Annotated in this window: 3 protein-coding genes and 1 pseudogene; all 4 read right to left on the minus strand. The window is 39.0% G+C overall.

Features of this window, described 5'->3' with window-relative positions:
* Positions 1-71: 71 nt before the first annotated feature.
* Positions 72-473, minus strand: coding sequence for a hypothetical protein (locus ACFINO_RS09765; protein ID WP_375637113.1), 402 nt, complete (start codon positions 471-473; stop codon positions 72-74).
* 66 nt (positions 474-539) lie between these two features.
* The gene (locus ACFINO_RS09770; protein ID WP_375630430.1) at positions 540-668 is read right to left on the minus strand and encodes a hypothetical protein; all 129 of its coding nucleotides are present in this window, start codon (positions 666-668) and stop codon (positions 540-542) included.
* Positions 656-1,060 carry a hypothetical protein gene (locus ACFINO_RS09775; protein WP_375630432.1) on the minus strand — a complete coding sequence of 135 codons (405 nt, stop codon included), beginning with the start codon at positions 1,058-1,060 and terminating at the stop codon, positions 656-658. The genes ACFINO_RS09770 and ACFINO_RS09775 overlap by 13 nt, the downstream gene beginning before the upstream one ends.
* A pseudogene (locus ACFINO_RS09780) lies at positions 1,057-1,471 on the minus strand (filamentous hemagglutinin); the annotation flags it as partial. The gene ACFINO_RS09775 and the pseudogene ACFINO_RS09780, both read right to left, overlap by 4 nt.

Consider the following 1,471-nt stretch of genomic DNA (forward strand, 5'->3'; position numbering starts at 1 on the left):
GGCTTTCTCAAACTCATCAACCTGGAGCTTTATTTGGTGTAAATTCAAGGCTTTCTCTGCTGAAGCAAGACTTAAGGTTTGCATTCAAGTTGTTCTGAATGTTTTTTACAATAAGGGCTATTTAAGCGTCTCTCAACACTTCGCTGAGGCGTGATAGAACCACTAAGAGGATACACCGGAATCCTATCATCTTGACAATTTTCACACCACTTTCCATTTTCACTTCTATAGTGGAAGCCAGATTGAAGCATACAAGTATGAATTATTGCCCATTCACCGAAACCTAATCCACTATTTTCTGTATCGGCATTATAAGGAGTTGGCTTACCACACTCTAACAATGCTTTTGCTACTTCAGTAGAATCTGCATCTGGCTTTTGCCATATAACAAAGTATTTTGAAGGAGGCTTTGAGTCACATCCAGCGATACTTAACAAAGCCATGCAACTCAACAGTTTTAAGATTTTCTTCATTTTTCCCCTCTTTCAATGGATTTATTTACGATAAAACAGAGCTCATAAACCTGTTGATATTTCCTGTCACCGCTGCTTAAAACAACGGTGAACAATATTGAGATGATTGGTTGAGAAAACAATCGCGCCATTCCAAGCAAAAGCAAGGATAAGGGATTGTTGATCATCACCAATAGAAACACTTAAGGTTGGCATTTGCGACTATTTTTATATTTTTTACAAAAAGGGCTGTTTAAGCGCTTCTTGACACTGCGCTGTGGTATGACAGCACCTGGACGACAAATGGGAAGATCCTCGGCTTTATGATTTACACACCAAGTTCCCCCTCCCACTTTATCACGAAAACCTGATTGAATCATACAAGCTTCTATGGTTGCTATTGCATTGTAGCTGAGCTTTCTGCTTTCTGGATCAGTATCATAAGGGGTTGGCATCCCACATTCTAATAAAGCTTTTCCTACCTCAGTAAAATCAGTAACACCATTTTTCTCCCACGTAGCTATCTCTCCTGGAGGAGGTTTATCGATATTACATCCAGTTACACTCACCAAAACTATTCCACTTAATAACTTTAAAATGTATTTCATTTTTTACTCCTTGATTTACTTAAAGGAAATTGTTCACGATGAGATGTGCCATAAAACTTTTGGCATTTATAACCCACATCTCCAAGGCAAGTATGGGAGCTTATGGGATTCATGATCACTCTCCACCATTCTTTCCACATGTTACTACCAGTAGGTATTGTCTCGTAAGTATAGCCATTGCCGCCAATAATTCTGCTTACAAAGTCGTATCTATTCCCATCAAAGCCAATAGTGGTTTGTTTGCCATCACTCACATAACTTAACAGACCGGATGCAACTAAAGCATTAAAGGCTGGTCCATAGAAATTGATATTCGTGTTGTCGGCTATACCGTGAACACCTTCTTGTTTGAAAGAATTCAGCATATTCCCCAATGTCATTGTCCCGCGACTATGTCCATAAAGTTCTAAT

The organism is Bartonella sp. AA83SXKL (genome assembly GCF_042196965.1).
Taxonomy (GTDB): Bacteria; Pseudomonadota; Alphaproteobacteria; order Rhizobiales; family Rhizobiaceae; genus Bartonella.